Origin of the sequence: Candidatus Pelagibacter sp. HIMB1715 (assembly GCF_052047595.1) — a bacterium.
Taxonomy (GTDB): Bacteria; Pseudomonadota; Alphaproteobacteria; order Pelagibacterales; family Pelagibacteraceae; genus Pelagibacter.
Genome location: NZ_JBNAJY010000020.1, coordinates 1 through 20692, shown reverse-complemented (window position 1 = coordinate 20692; position 20692 = coordinate 1). Strand labels below are relative to the sequence as shown.

General features: G+C 28.0%; 24 protein-coding genes and 1 tRNA gene. 16 read left to right on the top strand and 9 right to left on the bottom strand.

Annotation, left to right across the window (positions count from 1 at the left end; genetic code table 11):
- Positions 1–16: 16 nt before the first annotated feature.
- The 3 genes from ACTTAY_RS05700 to ACTTAY_RS05690 are packed head-to-tail and all read left to right on the top strand — an operon-like array spanning position 17 to position 2424.
- The gene (locus tag ACTTAY_RS05700) at positions 17–454 is read left to right on the top strand and encodes a MarR family winged helix-turn-helix transcriptional regulator (protein ID WP_428080895.1); all 438 of its coding nucleotides are present in this window, start codon (positions 17–19) and stop codon (positions 452–454) included.
- On the top strand, positions 447–1124 hold the full coding sequence (locus tag ACTTAY_RS05695; protein ID WP_440672686.1) for a response regulator: 678 nt from the start codon (positions 447–449) through the stop codon (positions 1122–1124). The genes ACTTAY_RS05700 and ACTTAY_RS05695 overlap by 8 nt, the downstream gene beginning before the upstream one ends.
- Positions 1105–2424: an ATP-binding protein gene (locus ACTTAY_RS05690; RefSeq protein WP_440672685.1), complete on the top strand. Its 1320-nt coding sequence runs from the start codon at positions 1105–1107 to the stop codon at positions 2422–2424. Before ACTTAY_RS05695 ends, ACTTAY_RS05690 begins: the two co-directional genes overlap by 20 nt.
- Here ACTTAY_RS05690 and ACTTAY_RS05685 read toward each other — a convergent pair.
- Entirely contained in the window at positions 2402–2653 is a 252-nt protein-coding gene (locus ACTTAY_RS05685) for a hypothetical protein (protein ID WP_440672684.1), read from the bottom strand. The genes ACTTAY_RS05690 and ACTTAY_RS05685 overlap by 23 nt on opposite strands.
- A gap of 32 nt (positions 2654–2685) precedes the next feature.
- On the opposite strand from ACTTAY_RS05685, the gene lgt reads away from it, so the two are divergent.
- Genes lgt through ychF form a run of 7 tightly spaced genes read left to right on the top strand, consistent with a single transcriptional unit; the run spans position 2686 to position 8611 of the window.
- Positions 2686–3465 carry a prolipoprotein diacylglyceryl transferase gene (gene lgt / locus ACTTAY_RS05680; RefSeq protein WP_440672683.1) on the top strand — a complete coding sequence of 260 codons (780 nt, stop codon included), beginning with the start codon at positions 2686–2688 and terminating at the stop codon, positions 3463–3465.
- Entirely contained in the window at positions 3449–4498 is a 1050-nt protein-coding gene (locus tag ACTTAY_RS05675) for an SAM-dependent methyltransferase (protein ID WP_440672682.1), read from the top strand. Before lgt ends, ACTTAY_RS05675 begins: the two co-directional genes overlap by 17 nt.
- Positions 4491–5249 (top strand): peptidoglycan editing factor PgeF, encoded by a 759-nt coding sequence (pgeF, locus tag ACTTAY_RS05670; protein ID WP_440672681.1) that lies wholly within the window; start codon positions 4491–4493, stop codon positions 5247–5249. The genes ACTTAY_RS05675 and pgeF overlap by 8 nt, the downstream gene beginning before the upstream one ends.
- A gap of 8 nt (positions 5250–5257) precedes the next feature.
- Entirely contained in the window at positions 5258–6190 is a 933-nt protein-coding gene (locus ACTTAY_RS05665) for a ribose-phosphate pyrophosphokinase (RefSeq protein ID WP_440672680.1), read from the top strand.
- A 45-nt stretch (positions 6191–6235) separates the two neighbouring features.
- Positions 6236–6937, top strand: coding sequence for a 50S ribosomal protein L25/general stress protein Ctc (locus tag ACTTAY_RS05660; RefSeq protein ID WP_440672679.1), 702 nt, complete (start codon positions 6236–6238; stop codon positions 6935–6937).
- 40 nt (positions 6938–6977) lie between these two features.
- Positions 6978–7538, top strand: coding sequence for an aminoacyl-tRNA hydrolase (gene pth, locus ACTTAY_RS05655; protein ID WP_440672678.1), 561 nt, complete (start codon positions 6978–6980; stop codon positions 7536–7538).
- Entirely contained in the window at positions 7538–8611 is a 1074-nt protein-coding gene (gene ychF / locus ACTTAY_RS05650) for a redox-regulated ATPase YchF (RefSeq protein ID WP_440672677.1), read from the top strand. The genes pth and ychF overlap by 1 nt, the downstream gene beginning before the upstream one ends.
- Here ychF and ACTTAY_RS05645 read toward each other — a convergent pair.
- The 3 genes from ACTTAY_RS05645 to petA are packed head-to-tail and all read right to left on the bottom strand — an operon-like array spanning position 8588 to position 11153.
- Positions 8588–9346, bottom strand: coding sequence for a cytochrome c1 (locus ACTTAY_RS05645; protein ID WP_440634180.1), 759 nt, complete (start codon positions 9344–9346; stop codon positions 8588–8590). The genes ychF and ACTTAY_RS05645 overlap by 24 nt on opposite strands.
- A 21-nt stretch (positions 9347–9367) precedes the next feature.
- The gene (locus ACTTAY_RS05640; RefSeq protein WP_440672676.1) at positions 9368–10630 is read right to left on the bottom strand and encodes a cytochrome b; all 1263 of its coding nucleotides are present in this window, start codon (positions 10628–10630) and stop codon (positions 9368–9370) included.
- 10 nt (positions 10631–10640) lie between these two features.
- Complete coding sequence (petA, locus tag ACTTAY_RS05635; protein WP_075506393.1) at positions 10641–11153, bottom strand: ubiquinol-cytochrome c reductase iron-sulfur subunit; 513 nt, start codon at positions 11151–11153, stop codon at positions 10641–10643.
- A 91-nt stretch (positions 11154–11244) separates the two neighbouring features.
- Between petA and ACTTAY_RS05630 the strand changes: the two genes are divergently transcribed.
- The 3 genes from ACTTAY_RS05630 to greA are packed head-to-tail and all read left to right on the top strand — an operon-like array spanning position 11245 to position 13012.
- Positions 11245–11703 carry a tRNA (cytidine(34)-2'-O)-methyltransferase gene (locus ACTTAY_RS05630; RefSeq protein ID WP_440650960.1) on the top strand — a complete coding sequence of 153 codons (459 nt, stop codon included), beginning with the start codon at positions 11245–11247 and terminating at the stop codon, positions 11701–11703.
- Position 11704: 1 nt separating this feature from the next.
- A complete protein-coding gene (gene hemF / locus ACTTAY_RS05625) occupies positions 11705–12532 on the top strand; it encodes an oxygen-dependent coproporphyrinogen oxidase (RefSeq protein ID WP_440672675.1) in 828 nt (275 codons plus the stop codon).
- Between the two features lie 3 nt (positions 12533–12535).
- Positions 12536–13012 carry a transcription elongation factor GreA gene (gene greA / locus ACTTAY_RS05620; RefSeq protein WP_440633748.1) on the top strand — a complete coding sequence of 159 codons (477 nt, stop codon included), beginning with the start codon at positions 12536–12538 and terminating at the stop codon, positions 13010–13012.
- Here greA and ACTTAY_RS05615 read toward each other — a convergent pair.
- The 4 genes from ACTTAY_RS05615 to ACTTAY_RS05600 all read right to left on the bottom strand — a co-directional run bounded on the left by ACTTAY_RS05615 (position 13009) and on the right by ACTTAY_RS05600 (position 16924).
- Positions 13009–14283, bottom strand: coding sequence for a CCA tRNA nucleotidyltransferase (locus tag ACTTAY_RS05615; RefSeq protein ID WP_440672674.1), 1275 nt, complete (start codon positions 14281–14283; stop codon positions 13009–13011). The genes greA and ACTTAY_RS05615 overlap by 4 nt on opposite strands.
- Before the next feature lie 5 nt (positions 14284–14288).
- Positions 14289–14362 (bottom strand) — tRNA-Gln (locus ACTTAY_RS05610).
- Positions 14363–14396: 34 nt separating this feature from the next.
- The gene (locus ACTTAY_RS05605) at positions 14397–15239 is read right to left on the bottom strand and encodes a 4-(cytidine 5'-diphospho)-2-C-methyl-D-erythritol kinase (RefSeq protein ID WP_440672673.1); all 843 of its coding nucleotides are present in this window, start codon (positions 15237–15239) and stop codon (positions 14397–14399) included.
- Positions 15236–16924, bottom strand: a complete 1689-nt coding sequence (locus ACTTAY_RS05600; protein WP_440672672.1) for a tetratricopeptide repeat protein — start codon at positions 16922–16924, stop codon at positions 15236–15238. Before ACTTAY_RS05600 ends, ACTTAY_RS05605 begins: the two co-directional genes overlap by 4 nt.
- 14 nt (positions 16925–16938) lie before the next feature.
- On the opposite strand from ACTTAY_RS05600, the gene ACTTAY_RS05595 reads away from it, so the two are divergent.
- The 3 genes from ACTTAY_RS05595 (at position 16939) to ACTTAY_RS05585 (ending at position 19390) form a co-directional block, all read left to right on the top strand.
- Positions 16939–17655 (top strand): uracil-DNA glycosylase, encoded by a 717-nt coding sequence (locus ACTTAY_RS05595; protein ID WP_440672671.1) that lies wholly within the window; start codon positions 16939–16941, stop codon positions 17653–17655.
- The gene (locus tag ACTTAY_RS05590) at positions 17655–18215 is read left to right on the top strand and encodes a ribonuclease HII (protein ID WP_440672670.1); all 561 of its coding nucleotides are present in this window, start codon (positions 17655–17657) and stop codon (positions 18213–18215) included. The genes ACTTAY_RS05595 and ACTTAY_RS05590 overlap by 1 nt, the downstream gene beginning before the upstream one ends.
- A gap of 104 nt (positions 18216–18319) precedes the next feature.
- Positions 18320–19390, top strand: coding sequence for a site-specific DNA-methyltransferase (locus tag ACTTAY_RS05585; RefSeq protein ID WP_440672669.1), 1071 nt, complete (start codon positions 18320–18322; stop codon positions 19388–19390).
- On the opposite strand, the gene ACTTAY_RS05580 is transcribed toward ACTTAY_RS05585, so the two are convergent.
- The gene (locus ACTTAY_RS05580) at positions 19387–20532 is read right to left on the bottom strand and encodes an FAD-dependent monooxygenase (RefSeq protein WP_440672668.1); all 1146 of its coding nucleotides are present in this window, start codon (positions 20530–20532) and stop codon (positions 19387–19389) included. The genes ACTTAY_RS05585 and ACTTAY_RS05580 overlap by 4 nt on opposite strands.
- Positions 20533–20692 lie beyond the last annotated feature (160 nt).

The following is a 20692-nucleotide window of genomic DNA, read 5'->3' as shown; positions in this document are numbered from 1 at the left end:
ATATAACTTACCCATTATGAAAGAACTTTTATATCTTAAAGACGATCAACTTAAGGGTTTAATTGAAAAATTATTTGTTAGTTACAGAGAGACATTTTCTGACTCTAAAAAAATTTTAGATAAATATTCAATTGGTGTAGCCCACCATAAGGTTATTCACCTAATTTCATCTTATGAAGGTATCTCTATTTCAGATCTTCTAAAAAAATTAAAAGTAACTAAGCAGAGCCTCAACAGAGTTTTAAAAGATTTAATAAAGTTAGATATCGTCATATTTAAGAAAAATGATCAGGATACAAGGGTTAAACATGTGTTTTTAAACGAAAAAGGGAAGAAAATATTTGAAGAAATTTTTAATTTACAAAAAAAAAGAATTTATTCTGCTCTTTTAAATTCAACTTCAGAAGAAGTTGTTAATTTTGACAATGTATTAAATAAAATAATTAATGGATAATTTTTTAGCTCATATTTTAGTAGTTGATGACGACGATGGTATTAGATCATTAGTAAAGAAATTTTTAAACGAAAATGATTATTTAGTAACTACAGCTGACAGTGCTGAAGATGCCTCAGAGAAAATAAAAATAATAAAGTTTGATTTAATTGTGCTCGATATAATGATGCCTGGAAAGAGTGGATTAGAATTTATAGAAGAAAATAAAAAAAATCTAGATACTCCAATAATACTTCTTACTGCTAAAGGAGAAGCTAAGGAAAGAATAGAAGGTCTTGAAGTTGGTGCAGATGATTATTTGCCCAAACCATTTGAACCTAAAGAATTAATTCTAAGAATAAAAAACATTTTAGATAAGACACAAAAAACTGAGCAAAAAAGAATTATTGAATTTGAAAATGTCAAAATCGACTTAAATAAACTTTTAATTATTAGAGATCAAAAAGAATTTAAAATTAACAATACTGAAAAGACAATTTTAAAAAAAATGATTAATAGTCCTGGAAAAACATTTTCAAGAGAAGATATAGGAAAATTGATTAATCTAGATAAAGAGAGATCTATCGATGTTATTATTACTAGATTGAGAAAAAAAATTGAAATAGATCAAAAAAGTCCTAAGTTTTTGCAAACAATTAGAGGTGCAGGATATGTTCTCTGGATTGAGTAATTATTTAAAAAAAGTTTTACCAAAAAGATTATTTTATAGAGCACTTTTAATAGTTGCTGTCCCTGTAATTACTATCCAATTAATAATAACCATTGTTTTTTTTGATAGTTTGTGGATTAAAACTAATAAAGGTATGACCAGAACCCTGGTTAATGAAATTAGTGCTTTTGTAGAAGCTTATCAAAAGGAGGAAAATGATAAACAAGAAGTGACAAACCTATTTTCATTATTTCTAGATTTAAATATTGAATTAGTTGTTGATGAAAAATTAAGTGATCAAAATAAAGAAAGATGGTTTAGTCCAATTGATCGAACTTTAAGAAGAGAATTGAAATCTAAATTTTCTCCTGAGATCTTCTGGTTTAATACTACAAACTATAAAGAACTAATTGATTTAAGAATAAAATATGAAGATGGATATTTTAAATTTTTAGTTCCAAAAGATCGAGTTACTAGTACCTCTGCAAGAATATTTGCACTGTGGATTACAGTTCCAGCAATTATAATGGTTATTATTTCACTAATATTTTTAAAAAACCAAACGAGACCAATTACAAATTTAGCTCGCGCTGCTGAGAGATTTGGAAAAGGAGAAGACATAGAAGAATTTAAACCCTCAGGAGCACTTGAGATACGTCAAGCAGGTCATGAATTTGACAAAATGAGAAAGAGAATTGAAAGACATCTTAATCAGAGGACTGAAATGTTATCAGGCATTAGTCATGATTTAAGAACTCCTTTAACAAGAATGAAGCTACAATTAGCTTTTCTTAAAGATAAAGATGCGGTTGATAAGTTAACAGATGATATTAACGAAATGGAAAAAATGCTTAATGAATATCTGCAATTTACAAGCTCGTCATATGTTGAAAAAGACGAAATGTTTAATCTTTCAGAACTAATAGAGGAAATTATAAAAAAATATAATAATAAAAACATTTCTCATAATTTAATTCCTAGAATTTACATTAATGGCAGAAAGAACCTTATCAATAGATCTTTAAATAACTTGATTGATAACGGATTAAAATATGCAAACAAAGTTGAAATAAGCCTAACCAAAAAAAATACAAACCTATTTATAATTATTGATGATGACGGTCCAGGGATACCTAAAAAAGAACATGAAAACGTATTTAAACCTTTTTATAAAATGGACAAAGGGAGAAATGATTCAAAATCTAGTGTTGGTCTAGGACTGTCAATTGCTTCTGATATTATCAAATCCCATGGTGGTAACATTATGTTGGAAAAATCAAAATTTAATGGGCTAAGAGTTAAGATCTTTTTGCCGATTTAGTTTTCTTCTTTTTTTTTGTTTCTAATTTTGAAATTTTATTTTCTAAATTTTCTACTCTCTTTGAAAGAATCTCAAATTCATCCTTGCTTGTAAGTTTCATTTTAAAAACAAATTCATCTCTCTTTGACTTAAATATATTTAAGATTTCAGATGATAAATCTTTTGAAGTTATTAATCCCTGCTCTAGTAGTTTTGCAAATTTATCAATTATAAATTTAGAATTTTTCATATTTGAGATATACAATATAGATATAATTTAAAATGTTCATCAATAATTTTGACCCAGTTGCTGTAGAAATATTTTCTTTAGAAATTAGATGGTATTCTCTAGCTTATATAGCTGGTATTTTATTTGGATGGTTAATAGCAAAAAAACTGTTCTTAAAGAATTCTGAAATAAATAAAAACTTTGATGATTACATAACGTACTTAATCATCGGAATTATTTTAGGTGGAAGAATTGGTTATGTATTATTTTATAATTTTGAATTCTATATCAATAATTTATTAGATATTTTAAAAGTATGGGAAGGTGGCATGTCTTTTCATGGAGGAGTAATTGGTATTGTTATAGCAACTATATTCTTTGCAAAAAAAAATAATCAAAATGCGTTTTTATATTTAGATGTCGTCGCTCTAGTTGCGCCTGTTGGAATATTTTTTGGAAGAATTGCAAATTTTATAAATTCTGAACTTTATGGAACTATAACTAATTTACCTTGGGCAGTTAGTTTCATACAAATAGATAATCAACCACGACATCCCTCACAAATTTATGAGGCATTATTAGAAGGTTTAATTTTATTTTTAATTTTAGTTTATTTTAGAAGTAGAGGAAATTTTGAAAAAGCTGGATTGATTTCTGGATTATTTTTAATTTTCTATTCAATCTTTAGATTTATTGTTGAATTTTTTAGAGTTCCAGATGATCAATTGGGATACCTAATATTCAATTTAACTATGGGTCAGTTAATAAGTTTTATCTTTTTAATAATTGGATTAATTATTTTCTTTTTGAAAAAAAATGAACAAGTCGACTAATTTACCTCTAGATCAATTTATAAATCACGCTCTTTACGATAAAGAAAATGGTTATTATATGAAAAAAAATCCCTTTGGAAAGGAAGGTGATTTTATTACATCTCCCAACATCACAAGACTATTTTCAGAAATAATTGCAATATGGGTAATAACTTTTTGGAAAAGCATCGGTTCACCTAAAAAATTTAACTTAATTGAACTTGGCGCTGGTAATGGAGAGATGATGAAAGTTGTATCTGAAACATTAAAGAATTTTCCAGATTGTTTTAACTCCTGTAATTTAATGATACATGAAAAAAGCTCATATTTAATTGATGAACAAAAAAAAAATTTAAATTCTGAAAAAATAATCTGGGTAAATGAAGTTGAAATCGATAACACATTTCCTTGCATTTATCTTGCAAACGAATTTTTTGATGCACTTCCAATAAAGCAATTTTTTAAAAAGGAGAATAATTGGTTTGAAAGGTATGTTAATTTAAAAACTTATAAAAAGGCTGAGTTCAATGATAAAGAAATTGATATTAAAACAATAGAGCAAGAACTTAAATTTGAAATATCTAAGGACCAAGATATTATTGAATACTCTCCCGAAGCGTTTAAATATCTAGAGAAAATTTGTAAAATTATTGAGAACAGAAATGGTGGACTTTTAATAATTGATTATGGATATTTAGATCTGAAAATAAAAAATACTATTCAAGCAATAAAAGATCATAAATTCTCAAACATATTAGAAGATATTGGCGACTCTGATATTACATACAATTTAAATTTTAATTTATATGCTAATTATATTATTCAATTTGAAAAACTAGATCATCTAATTACTAACCAAAAAAAATTCTTAACAAGTATGGGAATTTTGCAGAGAGCAGAGATTGTAAGTAATAATATAGCCTTCTCACAAAAAACAGATCTATTTTATAGAATTAGACGTTTAATTGATGAGAAACAAATGGGGGAGTTGTTTAAGGTAATGTTGATTAAAATTAAAAACAATAAATTTAAAACAGGTTTTAAAATTGATTAAATCCAAAAAACTTTCAAAAAATAAAGCTATCAAACATGGTTTTTTTAATAGCATCGGTGGTGTATCAAAAAATATTTATAAAAGTTTAAATTGTGGTCCAGGTTCAAATGATAATAGTGCAAGTGTAAAAAAAAATTTAAATATTGTCAGGAAAAAAATTTCTAAGAACTCAAAAAATATTTTTTTACTTAATCAAATTCATAGTAATAAATTCGTGTTTATTGATAAAAAGTATAAATCAAAAATAAAACCTAAGGCTGATGCAATTATTACTGACCAAGTAAATTTACCTATTGCGGTTTTGACTGCAGATTGTGTACCAATACTTGTTTTTGACAATCAGAGAAAAATGATAGCTGCAATTCATTCAGGATGGAAAGGTGCCTTTAAGGGAATTATATCAAAAGTGATTAAATTTATGGTTAAGAGAGGGTCTAAAACAAAAAATATTACAGCAGTTATAGGTCCTTCAATATCAGTTAAAAATTATGAGGTTCAAAAAGATTTTTATAAAAAATTTATAAGAAAAGACAAAACTAGTCATAAATTTTTTAAAATGGGTAAAGAAAAGTTATATTTTAACTTATCCAGTTATGTTAAATCATTAATTCTTAAGTCTGGTGTGAAAAAAATAGAAAAAATTGACGTTGATACATTCGATGCTAAAAATAAATTTTTTAGTGCTAGAAGATCAAAAAGTTTAAATCATGCTGATTATGGTAGAAATATTTCAATAATTATGCTTAATTAGGTTTTTTCATGAAATTATTATCAGGAAATAGCAATAAACCTCTTAGTAAGAAAATTGCTAAATATTTAAAATCTAAATTAGTCAATTCAAGTATTAGAAATTTTTCTGATGGTGAAATTTATGTTGAGATTAATGAAAACATAAGAGGAAATAGTATTTTTATTATTCAATCTGTTTCTTCACCAGCTAATGATAATTTAATGGAACTTTTATTATGCATAGATGCTTTAAAAAGATCATCTGCCAAAAATATAACTGCTGTAATTCCATATTTTGGTTATGCAAGACAAGATAGAAAAGTTGTCCCAAGAACTTCCATTTCGGCAAAACTAGTATCTAACCTGATTACAAAAGCAGGAGCAGATCGTGTTGTAACAGTAGATTTGCATGCAGGACAAATTCAAGGATTTTTTGATATTCCAGTTGATAACTTGTTTGCTACTCCTATTTTTGCAAGACACGTTAAGAAAAAAATTAAAAGTAAAAATATGATTTGTATTGCTCCAGATGTGGGTGGTACTGAACGAGCAAGATCTCTTGGAAAACTTTTAAATGTTGGTTTAGCTATAGTAGATAAAAGAAGACCTAAGCCAGGACAATCTCAGGTTATGAATGTGATTGGGGATGTAAAAGGTAAGACATGTATAATTGTAGACGATATCATCGACTCAGGTGGAACAATTGTAAATGCAGCTAAAGCTCTAAAAGATAGAGGTGCAAAAGAAGTTTATGTTTATATTACTCACGGTGTACTTAGTGGTGAAGCGGTCAAAAAAATTAAAAATTCTGTTATCAAAAATTTAGTAATTACAGACACAATTGATAATAGTGACAAAATAAAAGGTGCAAAAAACATCGAGGTTTTATCTATTTCAGGGCTAATGGGTGAAGCAATTAAAAGAATATCAAATTCTACTTCTGTATCTGATTTATTTAAATAATTACCTTGTGTTATTAAGGATCTTGAGCTAAAAACCCTTGATTTTATGAATACTTTACAAGCTAACATCAGAGATACTAAAACAAAAGGCGAGCTTAACTCACTAAGAGATAATGGAGAAGTTCCGGCTATAATTTACGGCGGTGAAGCTCAAAATGAAAAAGTTTCTATATCTAAGAAACTGCTAAAGTCGATGTTAGATGACTCAAATTTTTTATCTACAATTCTTACATTAAATGTAAACGGTAAACCACAAAATGTACTTCCAAGAGAAGTAAAATATCACATCTTGTCAGACGAACCTATACATGTTGATTTTTTAAGAGTTGTGCCTGGTCTAAAAATTAGAATTGAGGTTCCAGTTAAATTTATTAATCATGAAAAATCACCTGGATTAAAAAAAGGTGGAGTATTAAATATTGTAAGAAGAAAAGTTGAATTAAAATGTCCAAGTGAAAAAATACCTGACAATCTTTTAATTGATTTAGATGGTATTGATATTGGAGTAAGTTTTAAAATTTCATCAATTAATCTAGATCCTGAAGTTGTACCAACTATTCAAGGTAGGGATTTCGTTATTGCAACACTTGCGGCTCCAACTGTAATGAAAGAGCCAGAGAAACCAGCTGAAGCTGAAGCTGCCGAAGGAGAAGCGGGTGCAGAAACTGCAGCAGCTGAAGGAGACAAGCCAGCAGCAGAGGGTGATAAAAAAGAAGGCGAAGATAAGCCTGCTGAAGAAAAAAAATAAATTATTTAAACTAAAGTTTGTTTTCCATTAAAAAATTTTTATGCTTTTATTTGTAGGACTAGGTAACCCAACGCCCGATAGTGAAAATAATAGACATAATGTAGGTTTTAAAATTATAGACTCAATAAATAAAAAATTTGGCCTATCAAAACAAAAACCAAAATTTAAAGGTTTGCTTACAACAGGAAATGTTGGAGACAAAAAAATATATGCAATTAAGCCTTTAACTTTCATGAATAATTCAGGAATTTGTATTAGAGAGTTAATAGAATATTTTAAAATTGATGCTGAAGATGTAATAGTCTTTCACGACGATTTGGATGTAGAATTTGGAAAAATTAAAGCTAAGTTTGGTGGATCTAGCGCAGGCCATAATGGTATAGCATCAATAGATAAATTTATTGGTAAAGATTATTCTAGAGTAAGAATAGGTATTGGAAAACCAAAAGATAATATGGAAGTAAGTGATTTTGTTCTTCAAAATTTTGATGAAGATGAAATGGTTGGATTAGAAAAGATTACAAATAATATTACTGATTCAATTTCAATATTAATTGATAAAAAGTTAGACCTATTTTCAAGTACAGTTAATAATAAATAATGAGTTTTAAATGTGGAATTGTTGGTTTACCAAATGTTGGTAAGTCCACACTTTTTAATGCACTAACAAATTCTAGCAAAGCACAAGCAGCTAATTTTCCATTTTGTACAATTGACCCAAATGTTGGTGTGGTTCCAGTACCAGATGAAAGATTGTCTAAATTATCAAAAGTCTCTAACTCTAAAAAGGTAATTAATACTACAATTTCATTTGTTGATATTGCTGGTCTTGTTAAAGGAGCTTCAAAAGGAGAAGGATTAGGAAATAAATTTCTTTCTCATATTAGAGAAGTTGATGCTGTAATTCATATGATTAGATGTTTTGACTCAGATGATATCCAAAATGTTAATCCTGATGTAAACCCAGTGAGAGATTTAGAAATTATTGAAACTGAAATGATGCTTGCAGATCTTGAAAGTATTCAAAAAAGATTGGAAAAAAATAACAAAAAAAATGTAGATGAAGAGCAACTTAAAATTTTAGAAATTGCTTTAGATTGCATAAATAATGATAAAGATATTTCAATTCTAAAAACACAATTTGATACCAAGCAATTAAATCAAAGTGGTTTATTATCAATTAAGCCAAAAATATATGTTTGTAATGTTGATGAACAAAGTGTTCAGAATGGCAACAAATATACAAATGATTTCATAGAAAAATTTGGGAATGAAAATACACTAATTGTATCTGCCGACATAGAAAATCAAATTAATGAGCTACCTGCTGAAGAGAAAAAAAATTATATGGAAATGATAGGTTTAAAAGAAACTGGATTAAATATGTTAATTCAAAAAGGTTACAATATACTAGCGCTGGACACTTATTTTACATCGGGTCCTGAGGAAACAAGAGCATGGACAATTAAAAAAAATTGTACAGCTCCTAAGGCAGCAGGAGAAATACATACTGATTTTGAAAAAGGCTTTATTCGAGCTGAAACTATTTCTTATGAAGATTTTATAGCAAATAATGGATGGGTAAATTCTAAAGCAAATGGGAAAATGAGATTAGAAGGAAAAGATTATATTGTTAAAGATGGAGATGTATTAAACTTCAGATTCAACACGTGACCAAATTTTCTTCATACTAAAGTAAACTAAAATAGTTAAAATAATTAAATATACTATAGCTTTAAATCCCATTTGGTGTCTTGCTTCTAAGTGAGGCTCCGCAGCCCACATTAAAAATGTTGTTACATCTTTTGACATCTGTTCAACTGATGCATTAGTACCATCCCCGTACTCTACAATTCCATCTGATAATGGCGCTGCCATTCTGATCTTATTACCATACATATACTTGTTGTAATAAACTCCATCATCCAAAGTTACTCCACTTGGCGGATCTTCATAACCTTGAAGTAAGGAATAAATATAATCAACTCCACCACCTCTAGCTTTAACTAAAACAGACATATCTGGTGGATAAGCTCCTCCGTTAGCTGCTTGCGCAGCTTTTACATTGTCGTATGGCATTACAAATTTATCCGAAAGTTTTCCAGGTCTAGTAAACATTTCACCATCAGCGTTTGGTCCATCTGTTACTTCAAAAGAAGCAGCGATTGCTTTTGCAGCTGCTTCTGAAAACTCTGGTCCACCCTCTTCTGATAAATTTCTATAGCTCAAATATTTCATTGAATGGCAAGAAGCACAAACTTCTGTATAAACTTGATATCCTCTTTGAAGAGCCGCCCTATCAAATTTTCCAAAAAGACCTTTAAAACTCCAATCTGTTTTAAGATAATCTACCTTTTCTGCAGCAAATGTTTGAACACTATTTAGAGAAAAAAATGAAAGTATTAAAATTAATTTAAATAACTTTTTCACTTATTTTATTTTACTTTCTCTGTGTTTTGCAGCTGCTAAGTTCGGTGATCCACCTAAAATTGGTTCCGTTATACTTAGTGGGACAGGTAATGTTCTTTCTTTAAATCCAAGTACAGGGAGAATAACCAAGAAATGTAAGAAATAATAGGCAGTGGCTACTCTTGCAATTAATAAATAAAGACCTTCTGCAGGCATTGCTCCCATGTAACCAAGAATTAAAACGTCTGCTACTAAAATCCAGTAAAACTGTTTATACAAAGGTCTAAATACTGCTGATCTAATTTTTGAAGTATCTAACCAAGGTAAAGCTGCAAGTATTAAAATAGCAGATAGCATTGCAATTACTCCAAGTAGTTTATCCGGTACCGATCTTAGTATTGCGTAAAAAGGTAACAAATACCATTCTGGAACTATATGAGCTGGAGTTACCATAGGATTTGCCTCTATGTAATTATCTGCGTGACCCAAAATATTAGGCGTATAAAAAACAAAAAATGCAAAAACAATCATAAACATTAATAATGCAAAACCATCTTTAATAATAATGTATGGATGGAATGGGACAGTATCCTTAGATGGTTTTTTGATATCAATACCAACTGGATTATTATTTCCAGGTACATGCAGAGCCCATATATGTAAAATTACAAGTCCTGCTATTAAGAATGGGATTAAATAATGTAGAGTAAAAAATCTTGTTAAAGTTGGATTATCAACTGAGTATCCACCCCATAACCATGTTACAATTCCCTCACCTACTAACGGGATTGCACTAAATAAATTTGTAATAACAGTTGCTCCCCAGAAACTCATTTGTCCCCAAGGTAAGACGTAGCCCATGAATGCAGCTGCCATCATTAACAAGTAAATTACTATACCAATAATCCAAATTATTTCTCTTGGTGCTTTGTAAGAACCATAAAATAATGATCTAAAGATATGAATATACACAGCAAGAAAAAACATCGATGCGCCATTTGCATGTATGTATCTAATTAACCATCCGTAGTTAACATCTCTCATTATATGCTCAACACTTTCGAATGCCATGTCAGCATGAGCAATGTAATGCATTGCCAAAGTTAATCCTGTTATAATTTGTGTGATTAAGCAAAAAGTTAAAATTCCTCCAAATGTCCACCAGTAATTTAAATTTTTTGGAGTAGGATAATCTGTTAAATGATTTGCAAGAGTTAGTAACGGTAATCTATCATTAAACCATTGACCAACTTTTGATTTAGGTTGATAATCGTGATCACTCATAACAACTGTACTATCCTATTTTAATTGTGTTTGCGTTTACGAATTCATATTTTGGAACTTCCATATTCCAAGGAGCTGGTCCTTTTCTAATTCTTCCAGACGTATCATAGTGAGAACCGTGACAAGGACAAAACCATCCATTATAATCACCTTTGTCATTCAAAGGCACACATCCTAAATGAGTACAAACTCCAAGCATGACTAACCATTCAGGATTTTTTGCTCTATCCTCATCTTTTTCTGGATGAATTAATTCTTCCATTTTAACAGATCTTGCTTCGTCGATCTCTTCTTGTGTTCTTCTTCTGATGAAAACTGGTTTTCCTCTCCATAGAACTGTAATTGTGTTTCCAGGTTTGACTGAACTTACATCTACCTCGGTACTTGCTAATGCTTTAACTGAAGCATCAGGGTTCATTTGATCTACCATGGGCCACACTACTGCTGCAGCTCCAACTGCACCTACAGCTGTGGTCGCTGTAAATAAAAAATCTCTTCTTTTTTTTGGCTTTTTATCTGACATTTTAAATAGTTTTTTGTTAAAAAATTAATTTAATATACGATTTCTTATAAGATAACAGTAATTTTTCTACTGAAAGAATGACACATTACGGATGAAACCTAGACCTAAAATTTCACTATACGAGCCAGATATTCCACAGAATACAGCTGCAATTATACGAACGTGTGCCTGTTTAGGGGCGGAATTAGAAATTATTGAGCCTTGTGGATTTTTATTATCTGACAAAAGGTTTAAAAGAGTTGTCATGGACTACATGGACTATGGTAAAATTAAATTCTACCAAAGTGCAGAACATTTTTTTGAAGAAAAAAAGAATCAAAGAATTGTTTTAATGACAACAAAGGGTTCTATAAATTATACTAAATTTAATTTTAAAGCTGATGATACAATATTATTTGGAAGAGAGAGTGCTGGTGTTCCAGAGAAGGTTCATAAGCTGATTGGTGATCGTCTAAAAATTCCAATGAATGAAAATGCGAGATCTCTAAATATAGCATCCTCAGTTGCAATAGTTTTGGCTGAAAGTTTAAGGCAAAATAATTTAATGTAATATGGACAATTCAATTAAAAAAGACCTAGCTAGCAATTGGTTCAAATTATTACAAAATGCAATTTGTAATGACATACTTGAATTAGAAAATAACAAAATAAAATTTGTATCAACTTCTTGGAAAAGAAACTCTAAAAAAGATGAAGGAGGTGGTGAATATAGAATTTTAAAAAATGGAAAAATTTTTGAAAAAGTAGGAGTAAATTTCTCAAAGGTATATGGAAAATTTCCTAAAAAATTTCAAAAAAATATACCAGGAGCTGAGAAAGATCCTAGATTTTGGGCTTCAGGAATTTCAATAGTTATGCATATGCAAAATCCGCATATTCCAGCTATGCATTTTAATACAAGATATATCAGCACTCAAAAAAATTGGTTTGGAGGGGGAATGGATGTAACCCCGGCCATCAAAGATGATAATGAAAAAAATAAATTTCATAAAACTTTAAAGTTAATGTGTGATCAACATAATAAAAATTATTATAAAAAATATAAAAAATGGTGTGATGAATATTTTTATTTACCCCACAGAAAAGAAGCTAGAGGAATTGGGGGAATTTTTTTTGATTATAAAGATGATAATTTCGAAAAAGATTTTAAATTTGTAAGAGATGTTGGTATTACTTTTCAAATGATTTTTAATGAAATTATTAGAAAAAAAATTAACAAAAAATGGTCTTTAAAAGAAAAAGAGAAGCAGTATATTAAGAGAGGTCGTTACGCAGAATTTAATTTACTGTATGACAGAGGAACTAAATTTGGATTACAAACTGGTGGTAATGTTGAAGGAATTTTAATGTCATTACCTCCCTTAGCAAAGTGGAAATAAAAAATGGAAAAAGAACCTATAACTTCAAATGGTCTAAAAAAATTAGAGGAAGAACTCATTTTTTTAAAAGAAAAGAAAAGACCTGAAATAGTTGCTGCAATTGCTGAAGCAAGATCGCATGGAGATCTAAAAGAAAATGCCGAATATCATGCTGCAAAGGAAGAACAATCTCACAATGAAGGTAGGATTACTGAAATAAACGACATAATAGCCAGAGCTAACGTAATTGATGTAACTAAATTAAATAATGAGGGTAAAGTAATTTTTGGATCAACTGTATATCTAGAAGACTTAGATAGTGGAGAAAAAATAAATTATAAAATTGTTGGAAAAGATGAGGCTGACTTAAAACAAAAATTAATTTTCTTTCAGTCACCAATTGGAAAAGGATTAATAGGTAAAAATAAAAGTGATCTTGTGGAAATAAACACCCCCTCAGGCACAAAGAATTTTGAAATTAAAGACGTTAAATATATTTAACTTTTTACAATTTTTTCAACTTGTTTATCTGAAATTTGAAATCCATTTTGAACCCAGGTTTCTTCAATAAGTTTTAATTTATTACCTAAAATTTTACCCTCAGGAATTTTATACTTAGACATTAAAATATTTGCTCCAATTTTTAATTCAGGCAATGTTTTATTTTCATAAATTTTAAGTAATTTTAATAATTTATTTTCTACCTTACTTGAAAAGAACAATTTAAAATTAATTATATCAATCACGGTTTGTCTGCCATTATAGTAAAATATTTTATTAAAGTTTTTTTCTGTAAAACTTTTAATACTCACCTTTTCTTTGAAAAAATAATGAATTAATTTGAGCCTCTTTTGATCTCTTTTTGAGATTTTAAATTTGTAAATAAAATAATCAGTATTGTCTGTTTCATCAATAATCAGTAATGCAATTATAAAAATAAAGTCAAAGCTACTGATAGCTTTAGAACTGAATGAATTTAGCTTCTTAAAATGATTAATATTTTTAAATTGTGGAAATACTATTTCTAATATTTCTAAACTTTGTTGATCTTCAAATAATTTGAGAAAATTTTTTGATTTAACTGTCTTTTTAAATTCATCTAATAATCTTTCAGCAGATAAGTTCGAAATACCTTTGATATTTTTTTTAAATATTTTAATTATCTCTGTTTTATGATTTTCAGTTGAGTAATTAATATGAAAACGGAAATATCTTAATATTCTTAAATAATCCTCTTGAATTCTTTTTTCTGGATCTCCAATAAATTTTAAAACACCTTTATTTAAATCTAGCTTACCATTTTGTGGATCAAATAAATTTCCTAAACTATCAGAGTAAATAGCATTAATTGTAAAATCTCTTCTTTTTGAATCTTCTTTCCAATCAGAAGTAAATTCAACTTTTGCATGTCTTCCGTCTGTAGCAACGTCTTTTCTAAGTGAAGTAATTTCATAGTTTTTTTCATTTATTACTGCAGTTATCGTGCCGTGTTCTTTACCTGACTCAAAAAATTTAATTTGATGTTTATTTAGTGCATCACAAACTTCATCTGGTGTAATGTTAGTTGCTAAATCAATGTCATCTACTTCTTCTCGATTTATAATTTTTCTAATACATCCTCCTACAAATCTTAATTCACTATTTTCAGAATAATTGTTAATTGCTTCAAAAATTTTTTTTGCAGGAGTGTTCTCGGATATGTTTTTTATATTTTTACTTATATAATTAAGATTTTTGGACCTAAAAAAAATTTTATCTAAAAATTTATCCATATATATGGCTGGGGCGCTAGGATTCGAACCTAGGATGCAGGTACCAAAAACCCGTGCCTTACCGCTTGGCTACGCCCCAATATTATAGTTCCTATAACACAAAAAAAATAAATTTATATAGTTTTTGATACATACAACCAACAATTTTTGAATTTCCTCTTAAATTGAACTTTTGCTGAATTACAGTCTTTGACTGATTTATAGTATGCAATAACTGTAGATCCAGACCCAGTCATTCTTACAAACTCAGGATTATTAGTCTTTTCTAAAAATAACTTAATCTTTTTTATTTGTGGGTATTTTGAAATTGCAACATCTTCTAAAGTATTACTTTGATTTTTTAAAAATTTATAACCAAACATATTTTTTTTTGGATTATTAAATTTTGGTTTTGTAAAATTTTTAACGTTAGAATAAATTTTTTTTGTCGCACAACCAAAATTAGGCTTTATTAAAAGCATATTTAAAATCGGGCAATTTAAAAATTTTTTAATTTTATTATTTGAAAGTAAGACTGAACTAGATGGTTCTATACCCAAGATAACATCAGAACCTATTTCAGAGCAAACCTCCAAAATTTTTTTTTTACTAATTTTAATTATCTTTTTTTTTTTTAAAAAATTTAAAATACTCGCAGCATTTATAGAACCTCCACCAAGTCCAGCTTCTTGGGGAATATTCTTTGTTATAGAAACTTTAAATTTTTGATTTATTAATAATTTTTCTCGATCTAATATTTGAAAGAGTTTTTGAACAGTATTTTTTTTACCAATACCTTTCGCAAATTTCCCTTGAAAAGAAATATTATGTTTTTCACCTCCTGTTTTTTTTATTGAAATAACATCACACAAATCAACAAAACTAATGATACTTTCAATTTTATGTAATGATTTATTTTTTCCAGTTACGTTTAGAGCTAAATTGATTTTAGCATGAGACTTTAAATTTAATTTCATTGAATAGATTTTAAGCCAGTAATCAGTTTTTTGTTTATATTTTCTCTCATATCATCTTCAGTATCATCAAATCTCAATACACTACTCCAAAAATATCTTGCTTGAATTTTTTGATCTAACTTCCACAATATATCTCCGTAATGATCATTTACTATTGGATCATCAGGCATTAACTCTACAGCTCTTTTTAAATATTTTTCTGCCTCTTCATATTCATCTATCAAGAAATATGCCCAACCGATTGAATCAATTATATATGGATCATTACTTTTTGAATCATATGCTATTTTTAACATTTCCATCGCTTCATCTATTTTGTAATCACGTTCTAACCAAGAATAAGCAAGATAATTTAGGACGTATGCATCATTAGGTCTTATTCTTAATGCATGAAGTAAATCTTCATCAGATTTCTGATATTCACCTAATCTTTCGTAACTCCCACCTCTTCGATATAAAATATCTGATTTAATTAGAGAGGTATCCTCTAGGGAAGATATTAATCTTGAATAATAATCGATTGCAAGTTCATAATTTTTAGAGTTTTTGTAAAAATTCGCTAAATCAAAAATCATCTTTGGATTAGGTTTTTCAATATTTTTAAATTTAGACTCGATATGGCTTGTGCCCTTTTCATAATTTTGTTCTTTCACTATTATTTGAGCTTCTTTTTTAACTCTAAACCAATAATAAAACTCATCAGTCTCTTTAAATTTTCTTACTATTTTTTTTACCTTGTTGTATTCACCATCTGCAAAGAAATTTTCTGCAACGAGTGATAAATTAAATTCAAATTTAGGATTTAAGTATATTGATAAATTTAAATAAAAATTTGATTTTTCAAAATTATCTTGTGACGAATAAAGGTTTGATATCAAAAATAAAAATTCACTAATTATATCGTTGTGGTTTTCACATGAGAAAATTTTTTCAAAACTTTTAAACTTATTATTATCTATCCAGCTTTTGGTTTGAGTTAACAAAAGTGTTGAGCCAATATAATCAATTTGATCAATTACTGACTTTGCCTGAGCAAACTCCTTATTCTGAATTAGATAATTTATATAAAAAAATATATATCTTGAATAATCACCTTGTTGATTATTAATTAAATTTAAAAAGAAAGAGCTGGTTCTTTGATCATTATAATGACATCTTTGAAATGCCTCAGCTATTAATGATAAGTTTCCAAAATTTTTCTTATTAGGTAAAAGTTTTTTATTTTTAAAAGTGTAAATATACTGCTTTAAAGTCTCAAAAATTACTAGATTAATTCTATTTTCTTCCTGAAATCTCAAACTTTGATCTAAATAAATATCAGCTTTATCAAAATCATTTTTTTTCAAACTATCAATTATTAATAAAACATATGCATCAAAAAAATCAGCGTTACTTTTTTTTGAGTTATTTTTTACAACATTTATTGCTTGCGCTACTTTGTTTTCTAATACAAGCGAATTAACATATCTTTTTAAATAATTGTCATGGCTGTTTAGTAAAACTTTACTTAAATTGAAATATTTTAAAGCTTCTGAATTATCTCTATTTTCATAAGCTATAATACCTGAAAAATAATTAGATAAATCTCTTGAGTTGAAATCATTAAAACTTGTACTTTTAGAATAAAGAGGTGTCTGATAGGATAACGCTAATAATAATATGATTTTAAATATTTTAGATATCATTTAATCCTTGTAAGGTGAAAAAATTGATAAATCAAAACGACAAATTAAACGAAGAATTAATAAATACAATAGAAGCCAATTTTGTATTTGATAAAAAACCTATTAATAGGTTTTCTGAGGTCAAAAAAGAAAGTGACATAAGTCAAAAAAATAAACACGATTTATTAGAAAATCTAAAGAAACAATTAAATTCAATTGAAAATTGTAAACTAAGAAATAATTCCAAAAATATTGTTCTTGGAGAAGGAAATATTGATAGTCCTATAATGTTAATCGGAGAAGCTCCAGGTGAAATTGAAGAAAAAGTTGGAAACCCTTTTAAAGGAGAAAGTGGAGAGCTTTTAGACAAAATGTTAATAGCAATAAATATTAAGAGACAAAATATTTATACAAGTTATGCAATAAATTTTAGACCACCAGAAGATAGAAAACCAACTTCACAAGAAATTAAACGTTACTCAAACTTTTTAAAAGAACATATATCTATTATTGATCCCAAAATTATAATTTTAATGGGTAGTACAGCTATGGAAGCTGTTACTGGGATTAATGAAAAAATATCTTCAGAAAGAGGTAAATGGAAGGAAATAATTTTAAATAATAATACTTATCCTTTAATGATAACTTTTAACCCTTCTTATTTAATTAGATATCCCGATAACAAAAAATATTCTTGGGAAGATTTAAAAAAAATAAGAGAAAAAGTTAAAGAGTTAAAATTAACAATTTAATGAAATTAATAGCTGGTGTTGATGAGGTCGGCAGAGGTAGTTTAATAGGTCCTGTTTATGCCGCTGCTGTCATTCTAACAAAATCTGTGGATCCAAAAATTTTAAAAGACTCAAAAGTGTTGAGTAAAAAAAAGAGAGAATACCTTTTTAATTATATAAAAAAAAATTCAATTTGGTCATTAGGCAAAGCTTCTGTTAGTGAGATTGAAAAACTCAATATACTAAATGCAAGTTTACTGGCTATGAAAAGAGCTATATTAAAATTAACAAAAAAACCAACTCTTGTATTAATAGATGGAAACAAAATTCCACAATTAAAAAATTATAAATTAAAATCGATCATAAAGGGTGATAAAAAAATTCCCTCAATTTCTGCAGCCTCTATAATAGCAAAGGTATCAAGAGACAGATTTGTTGCTACTCTATCAAAAAAAAACAAAGGTTATCATTGGGATAAAAATTTTGGTTATGGCACCAAACAACACTTACAAGCATTAAAGAAACTAGGCATAACCAAACATCATAGAAAAACTTTCTCTCCTATATCTAGATTAACTTAATACTACATCTAGTTATCATTAAAATTAGATACACAAATCGAATCCAATTTTTTCAATCACAGGTTGACCGAAGAATCCATTTGGAGTCTAATTAATTTTTACAAATGAAATCTGATTTTAAAAATAAAATAATTAACGGAGACAGTCTCGAAGAATTAAAAAAAATTCCAAGTGAAACTTTTAATTTAATTTTTGCTGACCCTCCATATAATTTGCAATTAAAAGGTGAATTGACTAGGCCAGATAGATCAAAGGTCAGCGCTGTAAACGACAAATGGGATCAATTTGAGAATTTTAAAAAATATGATGAGTTCACGTATGAATGGCTTAACGAATGCAAAAGGATTTTAAAAAAAGATGGAGCTATTTGGGTTATAGGTAGTTACCATAATATTTTTAGAGTAGGAACTGCAATACAAAATCTAGGTTTCTGGATACTAAATGATGTCATCTGGAATAAAAATAATCCAATGCCTAACTTTAGAGGCACAAGGTTTACAAATGCTCATGAGACTTTAATTTGGGCTTCGAAGAGCGAAAAATCAAAATACACATTTAATTATCAGTCTTTGAAATGTTTAAATGACGATCTTCAGATGAGATCTAATTGGAGTCTTCCTATTTGTAGTGGTTCTGAAAGACTTAAAAAAAATGGAAAAAAAATTCACTCTACTCAAAAACCAGAATCACTTTTACACAGAATTTTACTAGCTACATCAAATAAAAATGATCTAATTCTTGATCCTTTTTTAGGTTCTGGAACTTCTGCTGCAGTTGCAAAAAAACTAGGGAGAAATTATTTTGGTATAGAAAAAGAAAAGAATTATTTTAAAGCTGCTGAGGAACGTATAAAGACTACCAAACCAATTGAAGATGATTTATTAGATACACTTAAAAATAATAGATCAAAACCAAGAATTCCATTTGGATCACTGGTTGAGCTTGGAATAATTAAGCCTGGAACAAATATTTTTGATAATAAGAAAAAAATAACAGCTAGAATAATGGCTGATGGTAGTATCAAGCACAACCAAGCGGAAGGTTCTATTCATAAAGTTGCAGCTACTATTTTGGGAGCTGAAAGCTGCAATGGTTGGACATTTTGGCATTGTGATATTAATGGGCGAACCTACCCAATCGATTATTTGAGACAAAGATTAATTTCTAAAAATTAATCTTTATAAATTTTACCTAAATAACTTTGCAGAAATTTTTTATTTTTTGTCAAAAGCTTTAAAAAAATATTTCTAAAAAAGATCATAATCGGATTTGATAAATGAAAAGCAAATTGATTAAAATCAGATCTTCTATTAATCATTTTTACTCTCTCTAATCTAGAATTATAAAAATCATTTTTTTGGTTAATTATAATTTCATGTAATTGATTGGCTCCTTCTATTGATTGTGAGGCTCCCTGAGCAAAAGAGGGAGAAAATGCAAAAAAAGCATCCCCAACTAAATAAATATTTTTGGGAGGAATAAATGGATTTTTACTTACAAACACTGGAAACAATTTAATATCTTCAAGACTCTGAAATACTTTTGATGAAATTTTTTCGGATAATTTTTGTTTAATGCTCTCAATAAACGTACTTTCATTACAAAGATTATGGTTTTTTTGCTGATCGGAATTTAACTTATTCTTCAATATCCCAATAAAATTAAAATTTTTATCATTATTAAGTGGATATAATACATAATGAAAATCTGATCCTAAAAATAAAGAAATATTCTCCTCGTTTATATTATCAAGACTTTCTTTAGATATACTGGCTCTAACAGCGATAGTATTATTGTAAATTGGTTCTGAATTATTGTTTGAAATTAATGACTTTCCTTTTGAAAATACACCGTCTGAAATAATTAAATGATCACAAGTTATTTTTTCTTTATCAAAAGTTAAATTTATTGAATCATTACTGGATTCTATCTTGTCTAAAGTGCTGTTAAACTGGATTGTATCTTTATCCAGTCCATTTATTAGAAACTGAAGTAATTTTGATCTTTTCAATGTCGTGTACTTACAATCATCAGAATTAAATTCTGAAATATCTAAATCACAAATTTTCTTTGAATTTTTAATTTGATAAAAATCAATTTTTTTTGGATTAAATTTCTCTTTATCCGACAATGAAGAGAAGCCTAATTTGTTTAATAACTTTATGCTATTAACAGATAATTGAATACCATAACCTTCTTCTATTTCTAATGATGTTTTTTTTTCATAAATTGTGACTTGATAATCTTTATTTCCTTTAAATAAGTTAGCTACAAACAGGCCTGAAATACCTGCGCCAATAATTGCTATTTTTTTCATTTTTGACTTTCTAAAAATTTTATTATCTTTTTGGTAAATGTTGGAAGTACATAATTTTCAAGCTTTGCAGGATTTATCCAATTAATATTTTTGTCAAAGTTATGCTTATTTTTATATTCAATTTTAATATTCATATTCATATTAGATATTTTAAAATTTA